Source organism: Lancefieldella parvula DNF00906, from assembly GCF_000758945.1.
Classification (GTDB): Bacteria; Actinomycetota; Coriobacteriia; order Coriobacteriales; family Atopobiaceae; genus Lancefieldella; species Lancefieldella parvula_C.
This window is the reverse complement of sequence record NZ_JRND01000024.1, coordinates 1-26,754: the sequence shown is the minus strand read 5'-3', so window position 1 is coordinate 26,754 and position 26,754 is coordinate 1. Positions and strand designations below refer to the sequence as shown.

Below are 26,754 nucleotides of genomic sequence, written 5' to 3'. Positions count from 1 at the left end.
CCGCAGCCCGTAAGGCTATCCGACCTTCACGGAACCAGCCAGGGTAACGGTAGGATCAAGCGCCTGAGCATGCGCAAAAGCGCCTCCTGGGCTACATGAACTTACCAGCGTAAACACTACCCACAAGATGATGGCTGCAAGCAATACCGCCAGCGCCACACGACCCAGTCTCATGCGAGAAGAACGACGTCTTCTAGCCGCATATGCTGCCTGAGCTTCATCTCTGGGGTTGAGCGTACCATAGTGATTGCCGTAAGCAGTTCTTGCTCGACCACGTGCACGGGCGGCATCTGCACGGGCATGGTTAACGGGATTTGTTGGGCGATCTTGCGTCATCCTACGCTGCGTCTGTGCACGGCTTCCAACAGCTGCGTGACGACCTCGTACCGCACGCGGAGAGGTAGAAGACTCCCCATTACGGGAGACAGTAGGTGGAACCTGAGCTGGACGCTTTTTCTTACCAAAACCAAAAAGGTTATTCTCTGCCATCAACAATCCTTGCTAAAAAATTCATTTACCGAAAAAAGAATACACCGACTTTGCTTTTCTCGCCTTGAAAAGCATCTATCCCGTTACAATAAAGCGCTATACAGACTTATTTTCTGTAAAGTCTGCACAATTGGAGTTCATGGGGGACGTGTGAAGAAACTTTTACTGATGGCAACAGGAGGAACTATTGCTTCTGTTTCCACTGAATCGGGCTTGGCTCCCTCACTTTCAGGAGAAGAGCTTTTAGCCAACGTCCCTCTTGTTCATGACCTCTGTGAATTTGATTTCAAACAAGTCATGAATATCGACAGCACCAATATGCGTCCTCAAGACTGGCTCCAAATCAGAGACGCCATTATTGAGTCGTATGATGCCTACGACGGCTTTATTATCCTTCACGGCACCGATACCATGGCATATACTGCCGCTGCCCTCTCCTACCTCATTCAAAATAGCGAGAAACCCATTGTGCTCACAGGCTCTCAACAGCCAATGGCAAATCCGTTTACCGACGCCAAACTCAACCTCTACCACTCCGTTCTCTACGCACTCGACGACAGAAGCGCCGGAGTTGTGGTGGTTTTTGGCAACGAGGTTATTGCCGGCACCCGCGCTCATAAACAGCGCACACTGAGCTTCAATGCATTTACGAGCATGAATTATCCACCGCTTGCACACATCCGTGGCAACAAGATTATTCGTAGTGCACCAAATGAAGAGCAGGTAGATGGCGGTCTTACAACCTATGAAACGCTCAATACGCGTGTCATTGTGCTTAAACTAACCCCCGAGCTTAATCCATCTATCTTCTACCTTCTGAAAAATGACTACGACGCCATTGTGCTTGAAACCTTTGGTATTGGCGGCATCCCCTCATACGATGGCTCTTTTGAGGAAGCTATCACCGATTGGATTGCGTCTGGTCGAACAGTTGTTATTACTACGCAAGTTCCGGAAGAGGGTCTTGACCTGGGTGTATATGAGGTCGGTAGAACCTATCAAGATATGCCCGGCGTTCTCTCTGGAGACGATATGACTACCGAAGCCCTGGTTGCAAAAACTATGTGGATGCTTGGTCAGACCTCCGATCAACGAGAGCAAGAAAAACTGTTCTACCAGGTAATTTGTAACGACAGAATTCCACAGTCCGTGGATACAGAAATTTGCGAGTAGCCGATGAGAGACGCCACATTTAAACCTACCGTGCTCTACCTAATTGCGCTTATCATCTGCGGTTCTAACGGAATCGTTGCAAGCTTTATCAATCTTCCTAGCTACCAAATTGTCTTCTTCCGCATGCTTTTGGGCACGCTCTTTTTGCTCGCGGTTAAACTTGTGCAAAAAGAGGCTTTTACCATTCAAAACTACCCCAAGGACTTCCAGGCGCTTGTTGGATCAGGCATTGCCTTGGGTCTTCAGTGGACCTTCCTTTTTGAGGCGTATCACCTGGTAGGCGTTGGTATTGCAACGCTTGAGTATTACTGCGGTCCCGTTATTGTAATGGCGCTCTCTCCCCTTTTATTTGGCGAGAAACTCACTGCTAAAAAGATACTAGGATTTCTTGTAGTTGTTATTGGGGCTGCCCTTATTATTGGCTATGGAGTTGGACTGAACCTCTCGCCAGTTGGTCTTCTTCTAGGCGCTCTCTCTGCTGTTCTTTATGCCGTTATGGTTATTTGTAACAGGCAGCTCAAAGATGTTTCTGGTATTGAAGGCACCAGCATTCAGCTGGGCATTGGCTGCGCTATTGTTGCTCTGGTTACTGTTGTATTCCATGGCATTGAGCTGCCCACAGATCCAGCGTCGGTAAACTGGCTAGCCGTTTTGACCATCGGCCTCTTTAACACAGGCCTTGGATCATTTTTGTATTTTCCACAACTTACCAAGATTCCAGTTCAGCGCGTGGCAGTCTTTGGCTACCTTGAGCCACTATCTGCAGTTATTTTCTCGGCACTTATCCTTGGCGAGCCTTTTGGTCTTCTCAAAATAATAGGCACCACCTGCATCATAGGCGGTGCCATCTTTGCTGAGCTTTCAGGTTCCTCTTCAAACAAATCAGAGGCTATTGAAACTCCACTGTAAGCAATAACGCAGAAGCGCGGCGAGCTTACATTGGCATAGTAGGAGCCACAAAGACGCGAGCAGCGTTCTCGCGGTCAAGATCAAACAGGTTCTTTGGATCTCCACCAAAGAGCTCTACTGCCTTGAGAAGATCGGAGGCATTTGCCTCTTCCTCACCCTGCTCCTTAACGTACCAGTCAAGCAGCTGCATAGTGCGGAAATCGTTTGCCTTCTGAGCAACGGCATAGCACTCGTTAATGCTTGCGGTAATGAACTGCTCGTGCTCGTATGCTGCCTTGATTGGCTCAACTACCTTGGTAAAGGTAAGGTCTGGCTTTGCGATTGCCTCCATGGTTGGAGTCCAATCGTTGTCAAGCAGGTAGCGACGAAGAATACGTGCGTGAGCAAGCTCTTCCTGAGACTGAATAACATACCAGTTTGCAAAGCCCTTCAGGCCCTGCTCCTCATAGAAATCTGCAAAGGTCAGATAGAGATATGCGGAATAAAACTCTTTGTTGATCTGCAGATTAAGGATGTTACCAACGTTTGTGTCAAGTGCCATGTTCTTCTCTTTCCTCGTAACTTTTTCTCAAAAATGAGAAGCTCTTTGGCTTCTCATTTTTGATACCCAGTTGTTAGTCTCTTAAACAGATTGCACAAAATCTTAATGATAAAAATAGTTACTATTTTTATCTTCTATTTGAATGCGCTGCGCTTGCGCCACCTATACGTTAGTCGCGGGTGAGCTTGCGGTGAATGCGATGAGGACGAGCAGCCTCCTGACCAAGTCTTTCGATACGATTGGCCTGGTAAGCCTCAAAGTTACCCTCAAACCAGAACCACTTACCTGGGTTCTCGTCGTTGCCCTCCCACGCAAGGATGTGCGTAGCAATGCGGTCCAAGAACCAACGGTCGTGGCTGGTTACCACCGAGCATCCTGGGAAGCGCTCAAGTGCATCCTCAAGGCTTTCCAGCGTCTCAATATCGAGGTCGTTGGTAGGCTCGTCCAGAAGCAGGAGGTTTCCACCCTGCTTAAGCGTAAGGGCAAGGTTTAGACGGTTCCTCTCGCCACCAGAAAGGACGCCAGCGCGTTTCTGCTGGTCAGGTCCTTTAAAGCCGAAGCTGGCCACATAGGCGCGGCTTGGAATCTCCGTGTCTCCCACCTTGATGAAGTCGTTTCCGTCGGAAACAACCTCCCAGATAGTTTTATCTGGATCGATTCCTTGCCTGAGCTGGTCAACGTAAGAAATTTGAACCGTCTCGCCAATCTCAAGCGTACCGGAAGTGAGCTCCTCCTGGCCAACAATAGCCTTGAACAGCGTGGATTTACCAACACCGTTGGGACCAATCACGCCAACAATGCCGTTTCTTGGCAGGCTAAACGAAAGGTCGTCGATAAGAACGCGGTCGCCAAAGGCCTTGTGGATGTGATCGGCCTCCAGGACCTTCTGGCCCAGACGCGGACCCACAGGAATCTGAATCTCGGTGAAGTCGAGCTTCTTGGATGCGCGAGCTTCTGCTTCCATCTGCTCATAGCGATCGAGACGTGCGCGGTTCTTTGCCTGGCGAGCCTTAGGAGACGAACGAACCCACTCCAGCTCAGCACGCATTTTCTTTGCGCGCTTGGCGTCCTGCTGGTTCTGAGCCTCGAGACGTGCGGCCTTGTTCTCCAGGTAAGTTGAGTAGTTGCCCTCGTAAGGATAGAGCTGTCCGCGGTCAACCTCACAGATCCACTCGGCGACGTCGTCGAGGAAGTAGCGGTCGTGCGTGACGGCCATGACAGCGCCGGGGTAATCGTGCAGGAACTTCTCAAGCCAGAGCACCGACTCCGCGTCAAGGTGGTTGGTGGGCTCATCAAGAAGCAGCAGGTCAGGTGCCTCGAGAAGCAGACGACACAGGGCTACACGGCGTTTCTCGCCACCAGAGAGATGGGTGACGGGAGAGTCTGAATCAGGGCACTGGAGCGCATCCATTGCCTGAGAGAGCTGGCTGTCCAGATCCCAGCCGTTAGCTGCGTCAATCTCGGTCTGGAGCTGGCCCATCTCTGCCATCAGGGCGTCAAAATCGGCGTCAGGATTACCCATCTCAACGCCAATCTCATTGAAGCGTGCAATCTTGGCAAGCAGGTCACCGAAGGCAAGCTCGATGTTCTCCTTGACCGTTTTGGTCTCATCCAGCGGCGGCTCCTGCTGGAGCAGGCCAACGGTGTAACCTGGAGTGAGCTTTGCCTCGCCGTTAGAGACGTCCTCCATGCCGGCAATAACCTTGAGCAGGGTGGACTTTCCCATGCCGTTTGGACCCACGACGCCGATTTTTGCGCCAGGGTACACGCCGACGGTGACGTCATCAAGAATGACCTTCTCGCCGACTGCTTTGCGAGCCTTGTACATCTGATAGACAAACTCTGCCATGTGCTCCTCCTTAAGGGGCTGTCAGATGAAATATTCACATAGTCCATTCTAATGAAATATTGCGAGGACTCCACAGTAGAGAAGCTGGAAAGAGGATATGCCTGCAAAACGCGAGGTCACGTTGCACTGCACGCATGTGCGATGTGGTGCGCGAGAGTGCGACGCGGAACGCGAGGGCGCGATGCGGAACGCGAGGGCGCGATGCGGAACGCAAGGGCGCGATGCGAGATGCGAGGGTGCGACGTGGAACGCGAGAACACACCTATGTCAGATAATCTGCTCAAAAGGCGTATACATTGCACTCAAAACCTCTATATCTTGCAGATTATTGGACTTAGGTGTGTTTTTTGCCTCGCATTTAGCAGATTATCTGACATAGGTGTGTAGCTAGAGGCTCGAAAATAGGGGTAGTTAAACTATTTATATATCAGTATTCACCATTACGAATATTTATCATTATTTATACATAATAATGAATTGACCCATTAAATGTGATCATGGCTCGCGTTAGATAGCCGACTTCGGATGGTTTATCGCAAGGGACACCAAATCTCCAAGCTATATAGCACAATCGCACTGTAAATTGCCGTTCAACCGCGTCGTTGCGAACGAGTAGGAAGAATGGCAACAAAATTGTGAGCTAACGTAGGCTTTTTTGTTTGACGTGGCCCTTTGTGGTTTAAGTGAGCTTATGGTTTGACGTAGGCTTTTATGGTTTTACGTGGCCCTGATTTGCTTTTTCTACGGCATCTTTGACCATCTGCGCGTAGAGGGTGCCACCACGATTAATGGAATCTGAATCAGAGCCAAAGTGAACGTAGTCAGTACCTGCCCAAATGTCAGGATTATCCTGAGCAATCTGTGCCCAATCCGCAATGGTAATGAAGTCGTACTGTTGAGCGAGCTCAAGCTCATGAGCACGGATAGCATTTGCACCAGCATTTGGATCAGAGTTTCTACCGTCATACGGAGTGACAAAAATCAGGCGATGTCCGCGCGGCAGCATGTCCACAATCTTATCAACCGCATCGGAGCCGCCAACAGGGTTGGTGCCCAGGGCAACAACAACGTCCTGGTAGAGGGTGTTGTTATCGATCGCAGACTGCAGCAAATCTACACCCATCGCCACGTTTCTACTAACAGAAGCGTCAATTTGAGCATCGGGCAGCGCATCCTGCAGGTAAGAACGAGCGCGCAGCGAAACAGAATCGCCAATGTAGGTGACTCCCTCAACAACGTTGTAGTTGCTTGCCTGCGAGGTATCCGCATGCTTGCGAGTCAGGGTCATGGCGCTCTGCTCCTGCAACGAAGCATTGAGCAGCAGATCGTTCTGGAAATCGCTGAGCTGTGGAGCGGTTAGCGCAATAAAGGCAACGGCCGCAGCAAAAGGAATAAGCGCAAGACCGGTACCTCGCAAAACCTTCTGACCATCAAGCTTGATGCGCGAGAAGATCTCTGGAGATTTTCCTGCCAACGCTGGCTCGAGCACGTAGAACGAGCAGCTTGCAAACACAAACGAAAGCACCAAGGTTAAGAGTGCGGCCAGGATGGGATCGGTCTTCTCGGCAAAAATAATGTACAAAGGCCAGTGGAACAGGTACACGCCGTAGCTGGTATCTGCCACAAAAGAAACAATTCCGGGCTCTTGGATGCCCTCGGTTTTTTGATGCAGCATACGAGCAAAGAAAATCATTGCAGCTGCTGCGAGCGAGGCAAAAAGGAAACCAAAGGTATACGTAAAGAGATCCTCGAAGTGCATGAAAACGCTCAAGAAGACAAGAACGCCGCAGCTTGCCACAAGGCCAGCGAGCGTCAACGGAGTAGAAAGCTTCTGCTCGAGCTGGTCAAAGAGCTCGCCTGTTTGAGCAATTCCTGCAACGCACGCCAACAGCGCGCCAATAAAGAAGGGGAATACATGCGTTTGCGTTGAGAAATACTGAATAGAAAGATTTGTAGAGGTAGATGCACCTGTGGCCATTGCCAAATAGGTAGTAACCAGCAGTACCAGGGAAGCTCCAGCAATCTTTACCTTATAGCTTCTAATTGTTTTGCTCATGCAAGCAAGCAGCCAGGCGCACAAACCCCAGAGCACATAAAAGTGCATTTCAACGGCAAGACTCCAGGTGTGCAGATACACATGAGGAGCAAATTGGTTCTCATAGCTGTTGCCCAGAACTATCTCAAAGTAGTTAGTCACAAAACCAAGAGCTGCAGCAATCTGATACTTAATACCGGCAATAAACTCGGTACGTACAAGCAGAAGAAATGGCGTGCAGACCAGTACCATAAACACAAGTGGCGGCACAATTCTGTAGAAACGCCTGCGTAGGAACCCAATGACGTCGATGGATCTAAAGCGAGCAAACTCATCAATCAAAAGAGCCGTGATGAGATAGCCCGAGAACGTAAAGAATACGTCGACACCAATGAAGCCGCCTGGAAGTGCGTCCTTAAAAAAGTGATATATGAGGACTAAAACAAGTCCTGTTATACGTACAAGCGAAAACCATTTAATTCGCACTTTGATAAATCCCTTGCTTAAAAGTTCCTTCGTACACAATGCCGTCTTGCGTAGTGAGCTTTCCCTGGCCGTCTGCCTGGCCTTTTACAAATTGTCCCTCGTAAACCCAGCCATCTACTGAGGTATACGTTCCCGTACCTTGGAAATACCCATCGACAAATTCTCCCTCGTAGGTATCGCCATTCTCAAAAGTCATCTTGCCTTGACCATTCATCTTTCCTTGAATGGTAGTGCCGGTATACGTTACCTGATTGTCGCCGAATACCAGCGTTTTTTGACTTGGTCGGTTAACCAAAACAATCGAGAGCACCGCAAGCACCAAAATTGCAACAACGCTTACCAGCTCAAGCTTTCTTCTGCCCGCACTCACCGGGCGAGAATGGCGCTGCTCTGGTTCTGGATCTGCTTGATTGCGAGGACGCTTCTCCACACGAATGCTTTTGCGTGCAGATAGAGGCGTTTTCTGGCGCTTCTTTTTCTCTGGCGCAACTTTAGACCGCATATTTTCTACAGATTTTTCTGCAGGTTTTTCTACGGGCTGTGTAGCAGATTTTTCTGCAGGTTTTTCTACGGGCTGTGCAGCAGACACTTCTGCAGGCTTACGCTGCGCAAACGACGCAAAAGCAGACGAAAGCTGCTCAGATGCAGTCTGCAGAGAGGCCACTGGACTTGCCGTGGTATCAGCCTTCTCTACGGGAGCCTGAGGTGCTTCTACAGGTGCAACTTCCCCTGCCTCAGATGAAGGCTCAGGGACGTGCGCTGCTTTAACCATATGACGAGCGTTTCTTTTTTTAGCAGAAAAACGCGTAGGAGAACTCACTAGGTATTCCAATTCAATCGATTTGTTAACTATTTCATTGTACTAATTTCCTTCAACTTTTGAATTGTCATTTGTCCTATACACATTTACCAGATTCACAGGTACGCCCGCTGTTTTTCTGCGATTTTCTGTTCTAAGTAAAAAGAGAGAGGGGTACACTACAAGGTGGTATTAAAAAAGAAACAAAATGTGCTTACTAAAGTGTGTTCTAATTAGAAAGTTACATCATCGACATTATCAGGGAGGCGAAGATGGCAGAAGCAATTCGTAAAGTAAATATCATTGGCCATTTGAACCCAGATACAGACAGCATTTGTGCTGCAATTTCTTATGCGTATCTCAAAAATCAGATTGACAACCCTATCTATGAAGCTCGTCGCGCTGGCTCACTCAACCGTGAGACTGCGTTTGTCCTAAATCACTTTGGCTTTGAAGAGCCGCAGCTTATTACTACAGTTACTCCTCAGATTAAAGATGCAGAGATTCAGGCACAGCCAAAAGTTGATGCTGGAATGAGCCTCTATGCTGCTTGGCAGCTTATGCAGGACGTTAAGCTTGATACACTCTGCGTTACTGATGAGGAAGAAGAGCTTACCGGCCTGATTGCCGTTAAAGATATTGCAAATGCAAACATGAGTCTTTCCGAGCCAAACCTGCTCTCTAAGGCTAAGACAAGCTATGAAAATATCGTTTCTACGCTTGGCGGCACCATGGTTCTAGGTGACCCTCAGGGCGTTGTTAAGCAGGGCAATATTCGTGTTGGTACCAGCGCTTCCGCTCTTTCAGAGATTGTTGACGCTGGCGATATCATTGTTGTTGCTGGTAACCATGAGAACCAGACTATCGCAGTTGAGCACGGTGCTTCCTGCCTTATTGTCTCTTGCGATGCTCCAATTGCTCAGGACGTTATTGACCTGGCTAAAAAGCGTGATTGCGCTATTATTAGCACTCCTCGCGATACCTTTGAGGTAGCTCGCCTGCTTATCATGTCTATGCCTGTACGTGAGAAGATGCTCACTGACGACATCCTTAAGTTCAGCGTCAACACCGCAATTGATGATGCTCGTAAGGAAATGACCAACTCAAGGCACCGCTTCTTCCCTGTTATCAACGAGAACGGCACCTTTGCAGGTCTTATCAGCGGTCCTGGTCTTTTGAACCCTCGCAAGAAGCATGTCATTCTTGTTGACCACAACGAGCGCACTCAGGCAGTTGATGGTCTTGAGCAGGCAGAGATCATGGAGATTGTTGATCACCACCGCATCGGCTCCATTGAGACTTCTAACCCAATTACCTTTAGAAACGTCCCTGTTGGTTGCACCTGCACCATCATCTATGGCCTCTACCACGAGTACGGCATCGAGATTCCAAAGAATATTGCTGGCCTTATGCTCTCTGCAATTCTTTCTGACACCCTTGCATTCCGCTCCCCTACCTGCACCGAGCGCGATATCGTTGCTGGTAAGAAGCTTGCGGAGATTTGCGGAGAAGACATTGACACCTACTCTGAGCAGATGTTCGACGCTGGCGCAGACCTCACTGGTCGTACTGCAGAAGAAGTCTTCCATGGTGACTACAAGGTATTCAGCCGTGGCGGCGTAAAGTTTGGCGTTGGCCAGGGCTCCTTCATGACCGAGTCCAGCCGCAAAGCTGCAGAGGAACTTGTTGGACCATTCTTGGAGACTGCCGCTAAGTCCGAAGAACTCCCAATGGTCTTCTACATGTTCACCGACGTTAAGAGCCAGGTCACCGAGATGCTCTTCTACGGTGCAAATGCTGCCAATGTCATCGAGCGCGCCTTTAACGTAAAGGTTGACGGCAACATTGCTGTTCTTCCAGGTGTTGTCAGTCGTAAGAAGCAGGTTGTTCCATCTCTCATGGCAACGCTTCAAACGCTCGCCGAGGAAAACGCCAACTAACACGGGTTTCTCGCGCGTCGGGTTTCTTGCTATTGCTTGAAATGATAACGCCTACCTGCACTTTTGCGGGTAGGCGTTTTTCTACAGGAGCTGTTTACAGGAGCTGTTCTATGACGGCGCCAATTCTGTCTCTGATCACCAGGTTAGCGCGAGCATCGTACGGCGTAGGTTGGTCGTTGATGATGGCCATTTTGTTGCCCTCATAGTAGTCGAGAAGACCGGCGGCAGGCTGCACTACCAGCGAACTTCCTGCAACCACAAGGACCTCCGCTTGAGAGATGGCGTTCAAGGCACCATAAACCGTGTCCATATCAAGGCCCTCTCCGTAAAAGACGATATCAGGCCTAATAACTGCGCCGCATTGACAGAGCGGCACCACAGACGGCTGCTCTTCAATCTGATCAAGCGTGTAGGTGTGGCCGCACTCGGGACAGTAAAAACGCGTCTCGTTGCCGTGGAGCTCAAACACACGCTTGCTACCAGCAGCTTGATGCAGTCCGTCGATGTTTTGCGTTACCACCGCGCGCAACTTTCCCGCAGCTTCCAAGTCTGCCAGCCACTTGTGAGCAATGTTTGGCTGAGCCTCCCCCAAATGATGAGAGTTTCTAAAATACGTGTAATACGCTGCAGGATAATCTAAAAACACATCGAGCGAGAATATCTCTTCAAGCGTAAAGTCTGGCGCCTTGCTGTAGGCAAAAGACTCCTCGTTATCGGGGTCAACCGTTACTCCATTTCCTAGGTCGTAGGCTTCTTTTCCCATGTCATAGCCGTCTTGGCCCAGGCCAATGGTCATGTTTTCTACCTTGATGCCGCCCTGGCGATACAGACCGTTAGTACCCCTAAAATCAGGAATACCGCTTTCCGTTGACACGCCTGCGCCACCAAAGAAAACAATGTTATCTGACGACTGAATCCAGTCTTTAAGCTGCTCAATCTTGGTCATTAGGCACCTCTAACCTAAAAAAGGGACCCGGATAAACTGGGTCCCTCGTCTCAAGCGCCGGAGCTCTTGGCGCTGAAAACGCTAGTAGTCAAACTCGTCAGGAGCATATTCAGTAAGGCATGCATCCAGACCGGCTTCAATTTCCTCATGGTTCATATGACGGCCAATGAAGCACAGCTTAGTTTGACGATCGCCCAGTTCATCATCCCATTCTGCGCGTAGCTCGGGTTTCTCGTCAAGAAGGGTTTCTCGCTCATCCTCTGGCAGCGATGCGTAGAACATGCCATTCTCGTAGAACTGGACCTGCTTGCCAGCCTGCTCAAATACGTAGCTCATCTCGGGGTCTTGCGAAATCCAAATGCTACCCTTGACGCGAATAATGTTCTTTGGCCAGCTAGCCACAAACTGGTTAAGTTTGTCCAGGTCAAATGGCTGACGGCGGCGATATACAAAGGTAGTAATCTCATACTCCAAGACCTCTGGGTCCTCGTGCTCCTCAGGGTGCTCCATTGCATCCATCCAGGCAGCGGAGGCGTAGGCTTTGTCAAAGTCAAAACGGCCCGTATTGATAAGCTCGCTCATTGGAATGTCACCGTTGACCGCCTCAACAATAACGGCGTCTTTCTGCAGGCCACGAACAAGCGCCTTGAGCTCGTGGAGCTGCTCTGGAGTAACCAGATCGGTCTTGTTGAGTACCAGCGTAGAGCAGAACTCAATCTGCTGAATAAGCAGGTTCTCAATGTCGTCCTCTTCAATATCTGGGTCGAGAAGATCGGCGCCGTTGTGGAACTCCTCAAACATGCGAGCACAGTCAACAACTGCGACGATGTTATCAAGGTTGAGGTGAGAGTGATTAGTTGCATGCTGGCTCTGATTGCAGAATGCAGAAATGTTATAGGTAATGGGGATTGGCTCGCAGATGCCCGAAGCCTCAATAATGATGTAGTCAAACTCCTCGGTATCGGCCAAATCACCCAACTGAAGTGCCAAGTCATTAGAAAGGGTGCAGCAGAGGCAACCGTTAGTAAGAGGAATAACGTCGCCTTCTTTAGCGTAGCCGCCGTCTTTAATAAGACCAGCATCAACGTTAATCTCGCCAATGTCGTTGACGATAACTGCTGCGTGAATACCTTCAGTGTTAGAGAGAATGTGGTTCAAAATAGTGGTCTTACCTGCGCCTAAATAGCCGGTAAGCAGCACAATTTTCACCTGCTTTGGTTCAGACATAGTGAGCTCCTTCAAATGTCAAACTTTTATATCAAAGAATAAACTTCTTGCTTGTAAAAGTGGGCCCTGACGCTTAAGTGAGTCAGGGCCCAACCTTCGCGTTACAAATTATCGAGCTGGAAGCTTAGAAGCTACCGCGATCAATAATCTTGCCTTCCTTCATGATGACGTCCATGTTCTCAGGCGTGAGGTCGCGGATGTTGTTAGCAACGTCGCCCTTGACTACGAGGATATCAGCGGAGAGGCCTTCCTTGACAGCACCAAACTCGTTCTCCTTGCCAAGCATCTTTGCGCCGTTGTAAGTAGCAGCTGCAACAGTATCAAGGATGGAGATGCCAACCTTCTCGACAAAGTCATACATCTCATCGATGGTGACGTAGCCGTAAGGAGTGACAAAGCTGAAGGAGTCGGAGCCGATGGTAATGGTGATGCCCATGTCATAAGCCTTACGCAGGTTAGCGTAGGTGCGTGCAAGGCCCTTCTCGACAACAGTCTCGCCTGGGAATGCGTCAAGCTCTGGAGTCCAGTCTGGTGGATAAGTTCCGTACCAAGTTGGCAGGAAGCCGATGGTTGGGGTGAAGTATGTTCCCTGCTCAGCCATAAGCTTCATGGTGCGCTCGTCAAGCTCGAAGCCGTGAATAAGCTGCTTGCAACCAAAGCGGACGCAGTCATATGCAGCGTCAAAGTTATTGTAGGAGTGAGCGTACAGAGGAATGCCTACCAGTGCGCACTCGTCAGCAATTGCCTTGATTTCCTCGGTGCAGAAGAGCTGCAGACGGTCGGAGTCCCAGCGCCAAATGCCGCCACCGGTTGCCCAGATCTTGATGCCGTCAGGCTCTTCACGGAGACGACGACGAATTGCCTTACGAAGCTCCCATGGACCGTCTACCTGGTCGCCCCAAGGGTGTCCGTCCTTGGAAATCTGCAGTGGCAGGTGGTGAGAGTCACCATGACCAGCAACGCGGCAAAGGCCAAGGCCGGTAGCAAAGATACGAGGACCCTGCATAATGCCCATGTTAACGAGGTCGCGGATAGCAATACCGTTACGGCCAATCTCAACGACGGTTGTGAGGCCGTGGGTAAGAGCATCATAAGCCTGCTTGACTGCGCATGCCTGCTTCTGAGCAACGGACTCGATAACCCAGTCGTTATCGTTGTCGGTCAGGTTGCCGGAGAAGTGCAGGTGTGTATCAACAAGACCAGGCATTACGGTATGACCGGATGCGTCACGTACCTCATATCCCTCTGGGACCTCTTTGCGAGGACCAGCATAGGTAATCTTGTCGTCATCGATAAGGACAAGGGAGTCCTCAACTGGAGCAGCGCCAGTACCGTCAACGAGCTTGCCGCCTACAAAAGCATACTTACTCATGTTTCCCATCCTTCCTTTGTTGTCCGCTCACTTCTTTTAAACGGACAAGGTTTACTTGCATAGTAAGCCCGGGTTAACTCCTTTAGAATAAGTTAGCCATGGTTGCCGGTAAGCGGAGCAAAAATACCCATGAACGGATGTTCAGATATCAATAATTTCATATAAACATCTAAAGTATTTGATTACTTCATATTTGCTATGACTACATTGCATAGTTGTGTCAAAACAGTTTTTGTCCGGTATCCGTGGTAAGGTTGAGAAAACAAATTAAGGAGGGGCAATGTCTCAGAATTCTTCGTCGCAATCCAGCTTTTTTGCACTTATTTCTCGCATGCGCTACATTGAGCGCTGGTCGCTTATGCGCAATTCTCGATCAGAAAGCCTTGCTGAACACGCCCTTGACGTGGCCGTTATTTCTCACTGCCTCGCAACTATTGCAAATGTGCGCTATCACAGAAATCTTGACGCAGATCGTGCAGCTCTTATTGGTATATATCACGATGCATCAGAGATTATCACCGGAGACATGCCCACGCCTGTAAAGTATGCTAATTCAGAGATTAGAGATGCGTATCATCAGGTAGAGGCACGTGCCGAGAAAACCATTCTCTCCACACTGCCAGAAGACCTGCAAGATGCCTATGCTCAGGTGCTTACTCACAGCGCTGAGGCTTCAGAGAGTGAAGCTTATCTTAGAAAGCTTATTAAAGCTGCAGATAAGATTGCAGCACTCATTAAGTGTATTGAGGAGGCTCAGTCTGGAAACTCAGAGTTTATTACCGCTGAAGCCTCAACTCGTGGAGTTGTTGAAGATTTAGCAGATTCTCTTCCAGAAGTGCACGATTTTATGACAGAATTCCTACCTTCGTACGGAGAAACGCTTGATCAGCTTCTGTAAAGAAACGCTGATTTTGCCTGCTTTTGAGGAGTTGCTTTGCGCGCACTACATGCACGTTTGCCTAAAAACTTTGTTCTGGAAGAGCGCTTAGAGGCGTATTCCAGCGTCATTGAACCTCATCCAGAGGCTTTGAGAGGTACGTGGGCTTCTGCGTGTGCGCCAATTACTGCTGAGGGGCATGTTCCCTTCTCTGAGGTCCGTGTAGACCTTGGCTGCGGCAAGGGATCTTTTACTGCCGCTCAAGCTAAGGCAAATCCTAACGTGCTTTTTGTAGCCATTGATACAGAGCCTATCTGCATTTCATACGCTGCAAAAACAATCTACGAGGCAGGAATACCTAATGCCATCGTAGTTCCTGGTACTGGTATGAAGATTGATGAGTACTTCTCGCCAGAAGAGGTCTCTGTTATTTACCTCAACTTCCCTGCACCATTTCCTCGAATCAGGCAGGCAAAGTTGCGCCTCACTGATGCTGAGCGTCTTATGCAGTATAGAAATGTTTTGGCTAAAGAGGGTGTTGTTCGTCTTAAAACGGACAGTCAGCCACTTTTTGATTTTTCTCTTGAGCAAGTTGGAGTTGCTGGTTACAACTTTATTTGGAAAACGCGAGATGCTCAAGCCGATTTTCCTCACGATGTTCCCAGTGAGTACGAACAAAAACTTGGCGCCCAGGGCGCTAAGGTTCATGCCTACCTAATTGCTCCGGGTCCTGTACCAGCAGATTTCACACCCACAGAGCCTGTCAGTCTTGTTGACTACCTTCCAGAAGATTTAGAATCGCTAACCTACGTTCCTCATGGAATGGAAAGCACGGTCCGCAATCTTGCAAACCGTGCTCGTAGACTTCGTAAGAAGGCTCAGTAATTTGTAATTGGCTATGTGTAGAAACAGCCGTTTGCCAAAAAAACCTTTGTAGGAGCGCTCCTTTGCGAGCGCTCTTTTTTAGGCCAGCAGCCCTGACTCTTTTACTTAATCGACTTTATATTCAAAGCTCTAGTGGAATTAAGAACCGCAAGCACCATAACGCCTATGTCTCCAAAGACCGCTAGCCACATGGGAGCCAAACCAAAGGCTGCAAGGATCAAAACAGCAACCTTAACGCCAATAGCAAACACAATATTTTGCTTTGCAATACCCAAGGTATGACGAGCAATCTTTACGGCCTTTGAGAGCTTAGAAAGCTTGTCGTCCATAAGAACTACGTCGGCGGCCTCAATAGCAGCATCAGACCCCAAACCGCCCATAGCAACGCCTACATCAGCGCGTGCAAGAACGGGTGCATCATTGATGCCGTCACCGACAAAAGCAAGGGACTTACCAGCTGTCTTTTGGGCGAGAAGGCCTTCGACCGCAGCTACCTTATCCTGTGGAAGCAGTTCAGAGCGAACCTCGGTGATACCCATCTGAGCTGCAATCTCTTCTGCAACGTCGCGTTTATCGCCCGTGAGCATAACAACCTTAGAAACGCCAACGTTTTTGAGGGAAGCGATTGCTGCTGGAGCATCAGCTCGTTCGCGATCAGAAATAACAATGTGGCCCATGTAGGTCCCATCAACAGCTACGTGAATGATGGTTCCGTGGTTCTCGCACGCTTTCCAAGAAGCTCCTACACTCTCCATAAGTGCGCAGTTGCCAACAGCAACGCTCTTACCATTTACGTTAGCGCAAATGCCCTGACCAGCAATTTCTTTGATGTCCGTGATAACACAGTCATCGTCCTCGCTTGGATAAGCAGCACGAAGAGCTGCAGCAATGGGATGCGTGGAGTGCATCTCAACGTGAGAAGCTAGGTGCAGAAGGTCCTTCTCGCCAATGGCCTGAGGATGGACAGCAAGGACCTCAAAAACACCCTCGGTCAGCGTACCGGTCTTATCAAATGCAACGGTATCAAGGGTAGAAAGCATATCAATGTACGCAGAGCCCTTGATTAGGATGCCCTCCTTTGAAGCAGCGCCAATACCGCCAAAGAAGGCCAGTGGCACAGAAACTACCAGCGCGCATGGGCAAGACGCAATAAGGAAGGTGAGCGCCCTTACAACCCAGGTAGAAACGTTAGCTACAAAGTCTCCCGAAAGCAGTGGTGGCAAAAACGCCAGCGCAATGGCACTGTAAACAACTGCTGGAGTATACACGCGAGAAAAACGACGAATAAACCTCTCGCTCTTGGACTTGTTTTGGTTTGAGCTCTCTACCAGCTTAATGATGCGGGAAGCAGTAGAGTCTTCAAAGAGGTGAGTAACGCGGGCTCGTACCACACCAGAAAGGTTTACACAGCCTGAGATAATGTTATCCCCCACCGTTGCGTCACGAGGCACGCTCTCACCAGTAAGAGCGACGGTATCAAGACTGGTAGAACCCTCGACGATCTCTGCGTCAACAGGAACACGGTCGCCGGGTTTAACCAAAATAATCTCTCCCAGCTTAATCTCTTCTGGAGAGATAGTGAGCAGCTGTCCGTCACGTTCAACCGTTGCGCTGTCAGGGCGAATATCCATAAGCTTGGCAATAGACTTCTTGCTGTTATCGGAAGCAAGGTGTTCAAACACCTCTCCTACCTGGAAGAACAGCATGACAAAGACAGCCTCATCAAACATAGGAGAACCGTTAGGCACAAAGCCAATGAGCAAGGCACCAACAGTAGCAATGGTCATGAGCAAGTCTTCGTTAAAGCACTCGCCCTCAGTGATGCTCTCCCATGCTTCTAGAACAACATCGTATCCCGCAACAGCGTAAGGCAACAGGTAAAGCAGCAGTGCCTGCCAGAGCTGCAGGTCAAATGCGTGTTCAACCGCGTAAGCAATACCTAGCAAAACAGCAGAACAGACAATGCGAGCAATTTTCACCTTTGTCTTTGAGCTCATAGCTCCTCCTTGGGTTGTTGTTATGCCTAGTCTACTCCTTAAATTGATATATGTACATATATTCATACAACAATCTTAAGGAACTTTTACAAGAAACTCCACGGGCGAGAAACCCGTGGAGTCCCAGATAAACCTATAAATTTTGGCCGTAATTTAAGCCAAACGTTCTTCTCGCCAGCTGGAAAGCTAGTTGATCAGCGACGCGGGAGTTGGAATGAATCCCTCAAAAATGACAGGCGCACCTTCAAGCTCGGAGGCAATCATGTCCTCCTCGCTCCTAACGGTCCAGGTAATGAGATGTGCGCCCATGGTATTGCAAGCCAGCTTAACAAAGGGATTCTTGCGATCTTCAAACTTGTATGAAATGAAGTCTGGGCGACCAACAGAATTACCAAAGAGAGCTGTAGCGCCAGCTCGTGTAGCAATGTTCATGTGCTTAGTCTGACGGTCAACCAGGAAATTCTCTGAGAGCTGGCCGCGAAGCATCTCAGGACGGTTCTGACGCAGCCACTGCAAAATGCGAGGGTCAAAGCTCTCGATGCATGCACGAACGGGACGAAGATCAAGAGCCTGCATAATCTTTTCTGTCAGCTGCTCAGCGTTATTGTTGCGTGTCTTAGCCTCAATAATCAAAGGTGCAGGTAGCTCACCGGAGCCACTCCATGCATAAACCTCAAGGACTTCCTCAAATGTTGGAATCTGCTCGTCGGTAGCAAGAAGCCTCAAACCACGAAGCTCCTCTAGCGTGGACTCCTCAACAATCTTCTGTACGCCACAGAGGCGATCAAGTGCTGAATCGTGAACAACTACCAACTTGTTGTCTGCGGTCAGGTGAACATCAACCTCGGAGCCAAAGCCCTTCTCGACAGCTGCGCGGAAAGCAAGCAGGGAGTTCTCTGGAATGCCCGCCTCGTTGTTGTAGAGGCCACGGTGAGCATAGCGATGACGAGCAATCTCGTGCCAGCGCTCCAGAAGCAGGCGATCATTTTGCTTGCGTGGAGCAATGGAATAAGCGCCGTATGCAGCTAAACCAAGAGCAGCACCAGCCACAACGCCACCGGCAATTGCAACGTTTCTAAACGATTTACGCTTCTTGGTAGAAGCTAACAGAGCGTCAGATTCCTGTCCGCTTTGAGCAGCAATTTCCTCAGCAACATCTGCAACTGCGATATCTGCGGCAGCATCCTGGTGCTCGGCCAGGGTCTCCCCCATCTCTTCAAGCGACTCTGCAGTGCTTGCAAGCTGCTTTGAAAGCTTGTTCTTTGGGCGAGAAAAACGATTCTCTAGATTAGACTGAAGCTGTGCCTGAGCAGCCAAAACTGAAGTCTGAGCCGAACGAAGCGCAGACTGAGCACGAGCGACTGATGACTGAATAGCATCGCCACTTGGCAGTGCTGGCCTAATATGAGCATTAAACCCAGCGGTAAGCTGCTCTTTAGCGATATTGCCAGCCAAGTTGGCAGCTTTAGAAGCCGTTGTGGCAAGCAACTTTCTTCCAGCCTCGGATTGAAGTGCTGCCTTTGCGGCATACTGAGTAATTGCTAAACCTGCGGCTCTAACTGCAGCTCTCTTAATAAAACGACCAATCATGTAAGCTCCCTTCAATCTAGCCTTATTCTATCAGTCCAGTTCTCGCTTTTTCGCTACGTATTGCGACTTTCTGTGCGTAATCAGTATCTTTGTCTGTTCAAAATCGAGTAGTATGTAGTCCACTAACTACTATCTCAGGAGCATCATGGCTGTTATAAAACAAGAACACGCTCTCTACCTGTATAAACTACTCAAATCAACCATTGGCGTCTCCAAACAGACTCCCCTCTCTACCGTTGAGGGTGTGCTCATTGAAGACGACCTTGCACCGCAGGATTTTGGCTTTGACGACATCCGCGCTCTCATGGAGGCGTGCCCCGATTTCATCAAAATCACTGCGTTCAAAAAAGGCTACGTCTACGCAACGCTTCTGACCTTTGACACCTTTGAGGCTGCCCTTGTAGCTGGCGAGAAAAACGTCGAGTCGCAAAACAACGGCAAACCTTGGAAGCGTCGCCGTGGAGCAAAGTCCATTCGAGCTCTCAAGCCAAAGCACCTGGTAGTTGAGACGGAGCCTGAAGCGGAAGAACTTCATACCCAAGAAGAGCCAACGGAGCCAGAGGAGCTGCCTATCGCGGAGAGCTCGGAGGAACTGTCTGTTGCAGAAACAGCACCAATCGCAGAGGAGTCTGCTGCTGAAGCGCCAGCTGCAACAGCGCCTACTGCAGAGGCGCCTGAGGAAGATCTCCAGCAAGAATCTGCCGATGATGTCACTCCAGAGCCCGCTGGAACCGCTGATGACGCATCTCCAGAACCTGACGAGACCGAAACGCCAGCTCCAGAGTCTAAAACTGCTGAGCCGACAGTGCCCGAACCTGTAGTGCCTGAGCCAACCATCTCGCTTACCGTAACCTATAACCCCTACGACGGCTCCGATGAAGAGAAGACGCTTGAAGCTGCTCCTTCAGTATTGCAGCAGGCAATGAGTGCAACAAGTTCTGCCTCTAGCATTACAGCTTCTGAATCCCAAACTTCTACGCAGGTAATCAATCAGAATGAAGCTCCTGCCCCTGCCCCAACATACCCAGCCGATTTTGAAGAAGAACTCCACGTCAACAACGAGCTTCTCGGCATTTTGTACCAGATGGCTCCCGTTGACGCCAACGTCCTCAAGCAGCTGGAGGAAGACTTCAAACTTGCAGTGTCTTCTCGCGCGCTCATTTCCAAGGGCGGCACGTTTACGTTTAACACGCGTTACAAAAAACCGCAGACAGACGAGGTAATTACCGCTACCATCCGCAAGTCAAAACGCGGAGCTCTGCGTCCTTGGACGCTCTTGGAGCTTAGCGTTTCTGCAAGTGAGCTGCAGGATCAGGCAGTTGACGTGCTTCGCGGTCTGCCTAAGTCTGGTATCGCTTCATGGGAGAAGCTGCCCGCCGCAGAAAAGCAGCTGTCCATAAACCCTGTTGACGTGGTCATGAACGAGGCTCCTGTCTCCGATTGGAATGCGCTTAGCACCACCTATCTGAGCGACGCGCCCTCGTTGCAGGCAGCGCAAGCTTGCCTTTCCGCAGCGTACGTCTACAGAAAGAACGAGCAGCAGCTCATGCATACTGACGCTGACTTTTCGCTTCCCGTTCCAGGTGCCGCGCCTCTGCTCTTTGATCCCGAGTGCGGATTTGATGACGACTCGCCTCTGGTGCAAAACGCCCTGCGAGCAGCAAAACATGGATGGCGCATGGCCGTTGAGCTCTACAATCCATCCAGGCACTGCGTCTACCTTGCGCTTCCTACCTCTGATGGCGAGAAACCCCTTGCGCTGGTATTTGATGCATCAGCAGAGGGCCCTTATCACGTTGTTGCAACACTGACTGTTGAAGAGGCATACCCCCTCGCACGTATCTTCTCTGATGGTCTTCCTACCTGGATTTTGCCACAGTAGTCTCAGCTCACAGACAAGCTTCCTTCGCGAAACAGCTCGTACAACTGGTCACCAAAAAAGCCGCGTCGTGTGGACGCGGCTTTTCTTGTAGTTGGATTTCTCGACGACGGGTACACCAGGTTTCTCGCCAGCAGGCAGATTGCCGGACACCTAACTTAGTCGTGCCATGGTTCAACAGGCCATTCGTTGCCCGTAAGACTCCAGTCTTTCATGTCATTAGCATTGCCGTTGATGACAAACTCCCTAACAAAGATGTCTCGCTTGCCATTTGAAATAGTCTCGATGTAGTAGCGAGGACGAACATCTCCCTCGTGGACCTCATCGAGAGGTGTGGTGTAGTTGGATAGTGTCTGCTGATCAACACCCATGTCCTTAAGCGTCTGCGCCAAGATATCGTAGTGCCAGACAGGTGCGTCAGAAATCTGCATAGGCTGAGCCGCCTCTTCAGCAGTCTGACCTGCAGGCTTGTACATGATTACTGGAGCGGAAGGTGTCTGAATATCGCCGCCCGTCAAGTACCAATCACCATGGTCAGCGGTAATGATGAAAGACGTATTCTCATACACTCCCAAACGCTTGAGCTCAGCAATGTAGGCTTCAACAATTCTGTAAGCCGCGATGGTTTGCTCGTCAACGTTTTGCTTGCTTGGATCTTCAGTGCGCTCAACGTTGCGATCAAGCGTGTAAGGTGGATGCGAGCCAAACAGATGAATGAAACGGAATGAACCGTTCTGACCAGTATTGTCAATCGAGAGTCCGTAGTGCTGCAACTCCTGATAATACTTGAGATCGTCCTCGGTGTATGGCTGTGAAGAGAGATCAACTTCGTCCATGTTGACTGACTTGCGCATGCGCATATTAAGATCCTCGGTATAATACCAGAATCGAGGCTTAAACACCCAAGGCATGTCCCTGCAGAACGCCGTCTTATAGAGAATGCGCAGTGCACCAAAAACATCCAGCTGATTATCAAGTCCCCTACCAACAGGTGGATGGTAGTTAACGGAATATTTCTGAGCTGTTCCTCTATAACGGTTGTAATTGAGCTGGTCGGTGTACAGGCCAGCCTCAAATCCAGCATTCTGGATATCCCTGAGATACTGATCACTCTGTGCCCAGTTATAAACAAACTCGTTGAAATTCTCGCCAGGCTGAGGACGTGTTCCAAAAAGCAGCGATGGTACACCATATCGAGTAGGAATCATAGAACCTACAGAGTTTCTATACCACGTAAATCCTGTTAAACCGGCAAATGTCTCTGGACGTTCATCGTAGAGTCTCTGAACAAAGGCGGTGTCGGTAGTATCAAGGACAAACACCACGACGTTCTTCTTGGAGGAAACGTTGTAGAGGCCCTCGCGCGTTGCGATAACCTGCTGGTTTTCGGCATGAGCATCTATCGACGCTGCGATTGCAGGACCCCAGAGACTTGCAACGCCCACTGTCTGGACAATGATAAGAGCGGTTGCGGTTACTAGAAGACCTGTTCTAAGCTGACGTGCTTTTAGGAGCGAGAAGGCCACTGCAGCTGCAATGATTGCCAGCCAGATGAGGCCAGAGACAATCATTTGGGTTGTGAAATCTGACCAAATAACCTCGTGACCATCTGCAAGTGGCATACCACCGTTCAAGAATACTGCCTGAACGTATGACGCCACACCGACGGCGCCTACAAATGCAACGGCAACGTTAAACACACGCTTACGCAGGAGTGATAGAAGCACTGTAAGAATGATCGTAAGGATAAGACCTGCAATAATAACGGGACCTGCAACATCGTTGAGGTTGAAAGAAAGGTCTCGCGCATTGCTTGCCACCAGCTCAAGTGGGGCTACGACCAAGATAGTAAAGACAGTAAAGAAAGAGACAAGAAATGCGACACCAATACGACCCTTAGGTTTGAGGGTTCCCTCTTTTTGTTCCTTGAGACGAACAGCTTCTGCTGCAAGGATTTCTTTCATCTGAACGTTTGCAGCTTCTGCACCTTTGGCGTCAACCTTGTGAACTTTGCCTTCGACAATCTTATTGGCGTTCTCATCAATCTTAAGCAGACGGAAGAGCACCTTACGAGAGCGCCTAAACGCAACGCCAAGGACCGCAGAGAGTGCAACTACAACTGCTGCCAGCGCCTGGATGGTGTAGGTCATGACAGATGGGTCAACGTAAGCCTGCGCTGTTGCAGGCAGAAGAGCCCACCATACAAATGTCAGTACTGCGACAAAAAACGCTCCATGAAGGAAGGACGCGCTGCTTTGAATAGCGGCGCTGCAAGAGTTTCTCATGGTAGAAGTTGTTGTTTTAGTCACGAGAAACACCGTCCTCATCAGTTGTCTTTGTGGCGTCTTTAGTGGAGCTGACGGCGTCGCTTTTCTCGGCGTCGTCTGCAGCGTCCGCAGCAGCGTTCTTCTTGGTAGTAGCGTCGTCTGCGGCGTCCGCGGCGGCCTCTTCCTGGTGTGCTAGAACGCGCTCAAGGATGAACTTACCTGCAGCTTCTCCACCATGACCGAGATTAAAGATCATGTTGTTGCGAATCTCTTCAATCTTGTGCGACCAGCTATCAGTCTCATCGAGCATCTGCGCAACCGCGTCGCCCAGGCCCGAGAGGTCCTTAGGATCAAAGCTGCGGCCAATCTCGTTTCTGAGCGTAATGTCGCATGGATCCGAATGAATCTTGCTCCAGTCAGGGTTATTCTCCTTCATCGCGGTGTCAATGAAGACCGACGGCTTGAGCGTGGTAAACGAGAACTCCTCAGCAACACTCGACCAGTCAGTAAACAGCAGGTCAGCCGAGAGAACCGAAGTATTGGAGCTGAAGTCGGTCTCAAAGGAGAGCTCCTCTGGGTCCGCATCAGCGTAGCGAGCAAGAATCTCCTCCATACGGGCAGGATAGCGCTTCAAATACTCAGGGTGCGGGCGAACCACAATGCGCCAGCCGCGACCCATAAGCTGCTCAAGCAGGCCGTCAAGGCAGCTATCCATCAAGTTGTCATACTGCCACGAAGGACCAATCAGCAACAGGGGTTTCTCGCCAGGTTTGCGCTGGCCCAGATTCTGTTTCTGGTAGTTCTTGATTGACCTGTCGAGAAGATCGTAGCCAATAGCTGGCTTTCTCTTGGATGGCGTACCGTAGTACTTCTCGACCAGCTCAAGATCGTGCTGCTGGTGAGGGCCAACGCAGAGGACGTCGTCGTAGTAGGTGTACTCGTTGCGCGTTGAGGTGACCGTCATGGAGGTCATATGGTGGCACATGTACATGTACTCAGCGTCTTTGCGCACGTAGGAGCGCTTCATGTAGGAGCTCTCCAGGTCGCCGAGGGAGGTAACCACAACATCAGCGTCGAGCTTCATGAAAAGCGTGATAAGGCGACGCTGACCCAAGTAATACGGAATCAGGCGAGGCTGCTGTTTTGCCAGTTCAAAGACCTGGTCGTTAGGGTCAGAGGTGACATAGTGAATACGAATGTCAGAGTTTGCCAGCAGCCACTCGATGGCGCCCTGGAAGTACTTGTAGAAACCGCTTGATTCGGAGTAGAAGACCAGGTGCTTGCCGATGGTGTCAAAGAAGCGTTTGTAGTCCTCTTTTTCGCGAGCGGCATGAGGATCGCGCTGGAACCACTTGTGAGTAGACTTGGTTGCTGCATCCATTGCCTCAAACTCGTCACGAGCAGCATTGAGATCGTCGTAATCAACCTGCTTACGAGGGTCGATGATGATGTTGCAGACAATTTGGACCAGGATTGAGAGAAGGTTTGAGCAAACCCAATAGAATGCCATGCCACAGACAACGTAGACTGCAAGTACCAGCGACATTGCAATAGAAAGGCCGTTTGTGGTGTTCTTCTCTGCACGAGACTGCTCGCGCTGAAGCGGATTCAGCTTGTTGGAAGCAAGACCAAGAGCAACCGAGGACAAAGCTGCTGCCAGTGGCATAATCCAGGTGATACCGCCATCGATGATTGGGGTCATGCCCAAAAACTCTGTGCCAGGCGCACCAGAATCGGTGATGCCATGGATAACGTCAACTAGGCCGAACAGGATGACTACCTGGATTGCCAGAGGAATAAGACTCAATAGCGGGTGATATCCTGCCTTTTTGTTGAGCTCGTTGGAGCGCTCCTCGATGGTCTCCCTGTCGCCGAAGTAGCGAGTCTTTAAGCGGAAGGTCTCGGGCATAAGGCGCACCATAACAATAGAATTTTGTTGCGTCCAAAGTGCCAGGGGCATCAGGATGATTTTAGTCGCAAGAGTAAAAAGGAAGATTGCCGCCCACCAACTGCCGGTCAAGTCGTATGCGGGCTGAACGATAAGTGAAAAAACGTGTGCAAGCTGCTCCATATACAAACCTTCTACGAGAAACCTCTACAGAAGCCAATAAAACCTAAACCTAAAACCTGCAAAACCAATGGAATTCATGAAAACTAAAAGAAAGCTACGACATCTCAAAGAAGTTTGTAGTATCTAAAGTTAACCTGAAGAAACCATTTGTGCATAACTAATTTATGGTATCAAAAAACGCTATTTATCGGCAGTTTAAAGCGAACAATCAAAACGTAAAATCTTTAATTTGAATGGACAAAATTTATTCATAAATTGTTCTTTTTAAAATCATTCTATAAAAGTTACGTAGGCAATTGTCTTTCTCGTTAATCAAAATTTAACCCCTGAAATGGCATTTTATTTGATTTTGGGGTTGCAATCGCGGTTCTGCTGGCTAAAATACTCTCCATGTTATTTTTAATATTCGGCGCATTAGAGCGCTTTTGAAATGAGGAGATTCTATGCAGACTAATCTGCAGGAGCTAAAAGAGACCTATTCGCGGCAGACGTATAGTGTGTTTTCGATCAACCGCCAACAGAAGATTGCTGACTCCCAAGTTACCTTTTCGCTTGCTCATTCTGTTTTCATCATTCCTGTTTTTGGAGCTGCCGAGATTACTATTGGTGGAAATGAATTTGTCTGCGAAGGAACCACGGTTGTACATGTTCCTGCAGGTCAGACCGTAACGTATCGAACCCTTTATGGACGCTCGTTTGACCACGTAAACATCTACTATGATGGCATTCAAGGCGATGTCACCAGCCCAATCTTCAATGCCTATGCATTTGATCCTCAGGGATTCGACCGCATTCTTGATAAGGTGCTTGACCTGGAAAAACTTAACACCACCCCATCGCTGGACAATCGTGTTGCTCAGATTGTCAATGGCACCGAGCTCATCAAGTCTATGTTCCTACTCACCAACAGCCAAAAGGTTCAGGAGAGCATGGCTGAGGCTCGCACGTACATTGAGCTCCACTTTGCAGATCCAATTACCATCCCTGGCCTGGCTAAACGTTGCGGAATGAGCACTCAACGTTTCTCCAACAATTTTGTCCAAACATTTGGCGTTCGCCCAATGACATTCATTATTGCAAAGCGTCTTGATCATGCTCAACAGCTACTTCAATCTGGTCTTTCTGTGCGAGAGACTTCCGAGGCGGTTGGCTATAGCGATCCGTTCTATTTCAGCAGACTATATAAGAAGCACATGGGCGTCACGCCTCAGGATGTTCATGACAGCTATGAAGGAAACGTCCTGATTAAGTAGCTGTCGTTTAAGACTGCCTGTTGCTACTTGCAGAAATTACTTGCCCAATTACTTGTGGCAAAGCTGGTCGCAGGTTTTATTGCAAATCAAAGGGTTAGAACGTTCCGCTCTGACCCTTTTTTGCATAATCCGGTTGTAATATTCATTTCCATGAATACGTAATTTTTGC

19 protein-coding genes are annotated in these 26,754 nt (G+C 49.5%); 7 read left to right on the top strand and 12 right to left on the bottom strand.

The genetic code is table 11. The features are described from left to right. Nucleotides 1-15: 15 nt before the first annotated feature. A complete protein-coding gene (locus HMPREF1647_RS05130) occupies nt 16-489 on the bottom strand; it encodes a hypothetical protein (protein ID WP_035432696.1) in 474 nt (157 codons plus the stop codon). 150 nt (nt 490-639) lie between these two features. On the opposite strand from HMPREF1647_RS05130, the gene HMPREF1647_RS05125 reads away from it, so the two are divergent. Both HMPREF1647_RS05125 and HMPREF1647_RS05120 read left to right on the top strand, forming a co-directional pair. Then, complete coding sequence (locus HMPREF1647_RS05125; protein WP_035432694.1) at nt 640-1,662, top strand: asparaginase; 1,023 nt, start codon at nt 640-642, stop codon at nt 1,660-1,662. Between the two features lie 30 nt (nt 1,663-1,692). Next, entirely contained in the window at nt 1,693-2,571 is an 879-nt protein-coding gene (locus HMPREF1647_RS05120) for a DMT family transporter (protein WP_262363815.1), read from the top strand. Between the two features lie 25 nt (nt 2,572-2,596). Here HMPREF1647_RS05120 and HMPREF1647_RS05115 read toward each other — a convergent pair whose 3' ends face one another. From HMPREF1647_RS05115 to HMPREF1647_RS05100, 4 genes are all read right to left on the bottom strand, one after another. After that, nucleotides 2,597-3,112 carry a ferritin gene (locus HMPREF1647_RS05115; protein WP_035432690.1) on the bottom strand — a complete coding sequence of 172 codons (516 nt, stop codon included), beginning with the start codon at nt 3,110-3,112 and terminating at the stop codon, nt 2,597-2,599. 169 nt (nt 3,113-3,281) lie between these two features. Then, nucleotides 3,282-4,961, bottom strand: coding sequence for an energy-dependent translational throttle protein EttA (gene ettA, locus HMPREF1647_RS05110; protein WP_035432689.1), 1,680 nt, complete (start codon nt 4,959-4,961; stop codon nt 3,282-3,284). A gap of 709 nt (nt 4,962-5,670) precedes the next feature. After that, complete coding sequence (locus HMPREF1647_RS05105) at nt 5,671-7,482, bottom strand: acyltransferase family protein (protein WP_035432688.1); 1,812 nt, start codon at nt 7,480-7,482, stop codon at nt 5,671-5,673. Continuing rightward, nucleotides 7,472-8,254 carry an MORN repeat-containing protein gene (locus tag HMPREF1647_RS05100; RefSeq protein WP_262363814.1) on the bottom strand — a complete coding sequence of 261 codons (783 nt, stop codon included), beginning with the start codon at nt 8,252-8,254 and terminating at the stop codon, nt 7,472-7,474. The genes HMPREF1647_RS05105 and HMPREF1647_RS05100 overlap by 11 nt, the downstream gene beginning before the upstream one ends. 299 nt (nt 8,255-8,553) lie before the next feature. Here HMPREF1647_RS05100 and HMPREF1647_RS05095 point away from each other — a divergent pair, with 299 nt between their 5' ends. Then, nucleotides 8,554-10,221 (top strand): putative manganese-dependent inorganic diphosphatase, encoded by a 1,668-nt coding sequence (locus HMPREF1647_RS05095; protein WP_035432687.1) that lies wholly within the window; start codon nt 8,554-8,556, stop codon nt 10,219-10,221. A 94-nt stretch (nt 10,222-10,315) separates the two neighbouring features. Here the strand turns inward: HMPREF1647_RS05095 and HMPREF1647_RS05090 are convergent, their stop codons facing one another. The 3 genes from HMPREF1647_RS05090 to HMPREF1647_RS05080 form a co-directional block, all read right to left on the bottom strand. Further along, nucleotides 10,316-11,167 (bottom strand): SIR2 family NAD-dependent protein deacylase, encoded by an 852-nt coding sequence (locus HMPREF1647_RS05090; RefSeq protein ID WP_035432685.1) that lies wholly within the window; start codon nt 11,165-11,167, stop codon nt 10,316-10,318. An 81-nt stretch (nt 11,168-11,248) separates the two neighbouring features. Further along, complete coding sequence (locus HMPREF1647_RS05085; protein WP_035432683.1) at nt 11,249-12,394, bottom strand: CobW family GTP-binding protein; 1,146 nt, start codon at nt 12,392-12,394, stop codon at nt 11,249-11,251. 124 nt (nt 12,395-12,518) lie between these two features. Continuing rightward, complete coding sequence (locus HMPREF1647_RS05080; protein WP_081933327.1) at nt 12,519-13,766, bottom strand: metal-dependent hydrolase family protein; 1,248 nt, start codon at nt 13,764-13,766, stop codon at nt 12,519-12,521. 280 nt (nt 13,767-14,046) lie between these two features. Here HMPREF1647_RS05080 and yfbR point away from each other — a divergent pair, with 280 nt between their 5' ends. Both yfbR and trmB read left to right on the top strand, forming a co-directional pair. After that, the gene (gene yfbR, locus HMPREF1647_RS05075) at nt 14,047-14,664 is read left to right on the top strand and encodes a 5'-deoxynucleotidase (protein ID WP_035432681.1); all 618 of its coding nucleotides are present in this window, start codon (nt 14,047-14,049) and stop codon (nt 14,662-14,664) included. Between the two features lie 36 nt (nt 14,665-14,700). Continuing rightward, nucleotides 14,701-15,528: a tRNA (guanine(46)-N(7))-methyltransferase TrmB gene (gene trmB / locus HMPREF1647_RS05070; protein ID WP_035432679.1), complete on the top strand. Its 828-nt coding sequence runs from the start codon at nt 14,701-14,703 to the stop codon at nt 15,526-15,528. Between the two features lie 101 nt (nt 15,529-15,629). On the opposite strand, the gene HMPREF1647_RS05065 is transcribed toward trmB, so the two are convergent. Together HMPREF1647_RS05065 and HMPREF1647_RS05060 are read right to left on the bottom strand one after the other, a co-directional pair. Next, complete coding sequence (locus HMPREF1647_RS05065) at nt 15,630-17,525, bottom strand: heavy metal translocating P-type ATPase (protein WP_035432674.1); 1,896 nt, start codon at nt 17,523-17,525, stop codon at nt 15,630-15,632. Nucleotides 17,526-17,711: 186 nt separating this feature from the next. Continuing rightward, entirely contained in the window at nt 17,712-19,115 is a 1,404-nt protein-coding gene (locus HMPREF1647_RS05060; protein ID WP_035432667.1) for a glycerophosphodiester phosphodiesterase, read from the bottom strand. 145 nt (nt 19,116-19,260) lie between these two features. Here HMPREF1647_RS05060 and HMPREF1647_RS05055 point away from each other — a divergent pair, with 145 nt between their 5' ends. Further along, nucleotides 19,261-20,997 carry a hypothetical protein gene (locus tag HMPREF1647_RS05055; protein ID WP_035432665.1) on the top strand — a complete coding sequence of 579 codons (1,737 nt, stop codon included), beginning with the start codon at nt 19,261-19,263 and terminating at the stop codon, nt 20,995-20,997. A 155-nt stretch (nt 20,998-21,152) separates the two neighbouring features. Here the strand turns inward: HMPREF1647_RS05055 and HMPREF1647_RS05050 are convergent, their stop codons facing one another. Continuing rightward, nucleotides 21,153-23,303 carry a membrane protein gene (locus HMPREF1647_RS05050; protein ID WP_035432663.1) on the bottom strand — a complete coding sequence of 717 codons (2,151 nt, stop codon included), beginning with the start codon at nt 23,301-23,303 and terminating at the stop codon, nt 21,153-21,155. Then, entirely contained in the window at nt 23,296-25,332 is a 2,037-nt protein-coding gene (locus HMPREF1647_RS05045) for a YidC/Oxa1 family membrane protein insertase (protein WP_035432662.1), read from the bottom strand. The genes HMPREF1647_RS05050 and HMPREF1647_RS05045 overlap by 8 nt, the downstream gene beginning before the upstream one ends. Before the next feature lie 443 nt (nt 25,333-25,775). Here HMPREF1647_RS05045 and HMPREF1647_RS05040 point away from each other — a divergent pair, with 443 nt between their 5' ends. Then, the gene (locus HMPREF1647_RS05040) at nt 25,776-26,585 is read left to right on the top strand and encodes an AraC family transcriptional regulator (RefSeq protein WP_035432660.1); all 810 of its coding nucleotides are present in this window, start codon (nt 25,776-25,778) and stop codon (nt 26,583-26,585) included. Nucleotides 26,586-26,754: the final 169 nt, after the last annotated feature.